General features: G+C 42.2%; 1 protein-coding gene. It reads right to left on the bottom strand.

Going from position 1 to position 1346, the window contains the following annotated elements:
* A partial coding sequence (locus WGMM_RS04505; protein ID WP_038250694.1) for a phage terminase occupies positions 1-1151 on the bottom strand: 1151 nt, incomplete at its 3' end.
* Between the last annotated feature and the right edge of the window lie 195 nt (positions 1152-1346).

Below are 1346 nucleotides of genomic sequence, written 5' to 3' on the forward strand. Positions count from 1 at the left end.
GTCCATCTTGCAGCTAGTGACAGAACTTGCTCTTTAAGCTTTGGATACTCAAGCTTTGCGCGATATACATCGAGTAAATAGAATTTATTGCCCACTTTTGTCCAGGTGGTGCAGACGCTAAAGTTGCTCATGCTGCTTGTTGAAACTGTAGTGTCCCAGCTCTGAGTGACATATGAGAGACTATCAGAAAAATTTCTATAGCGCTTCAGCCACTCTCGTTTAATTATACCACTTGAAAGTGGCAGAGGGTTTTGTTGATATTGTGCAGCAAAAGCGTAACTTCCAAGTTCAACCTTTATCATCTCAACTTCTACTTTTCCTCCATCGAGGGGATATAGCAACTGACCTTCTTCTCTTGAGTATAATATTACGGGTGGTGTCATTCTAGCACTTGATGCTGTAATCCAGCTTTTGTACTCATTTGTAGTTACTCGGGTGACAGGAACAAGAAAAGGAGGCGCTGGCTTTTTGATTGAATAAATAACCTGCTTATTTTCAGAAATCATTGGCAAAGAAATATGATGCCATATGTTTTTTGGCTTGGAGAGAAGGTGTCCAGTTAATTCCTCCTGGTGTAGCCTGTGCATTACAAGAACGATGACTCCTTTTTTTCTATCGTTCAGCCTGGTTACTAAAGTCTGATCAAACCAGTTTGTGGCACGCTTTCTAAGCGTTTCACTCAAAGCTTGAGCAGAACTGAGCGGATCGTCCACAATGATAAAATCACCACCTTCACCAGTTAGTGTTCCACCAACTGATGTTGCGATTCTGTATCCTCTCTGCACTGTTTGAAATTTATATTTGGTATTCTGGTCTTTGGATAGTTCTATCTCTGGAAATAGCGCTCTATACCAACTAGACTGCATCACGCACCTGGTGTCGAGCGAGTGCTCTTCGCTGAGCCGCTGAGAATAACTTGCAACTATTATTCTCGCAGTTGGTTGGTTTCCCAGTATCCATGCGGGCCACGCAACGCTTATGCACATGGACTCCATCGAGCGCGGAGGCATATTGAATATTATTCGTTTCACTTCACCAGTGCTCGCTGCTTCAAGCCTGTCTACTATGACTTTTATATACTGATAATCGTTATACTCACACCCCGGCACTACCGTTTGAAAGCACAGTTCAATGAATTTTAGAAAGTTCATGATATAATGTTGAAACCAACGCGTGGCGCTGGGATGACAAAAAAAGGAGCACTGGAATGACACCCTACTTAACCGTCATACCGCGATTCATTTGCGGTATCTCAAAGCATAGATCCCGCTAACACGTAGCGGGAAGACGGTTATTGTTTAGCGATAAATATTAAGAAATTTACCAAATAAAAAAAAAGGCAAAAG

Origin of the sequence: Wolbachia endosymbiont of Glossina morsitans morsitans, from assembly GCF_000689175.1 — a bacterium.
In the GTDB taxonomy this organism is placed as follows: Bacteria; Pseudomonadota; Alphaproteobacteria; order Rickettsiales; family Anaplasmataceae; genus Wolbachia; species Wolbachia pipientis.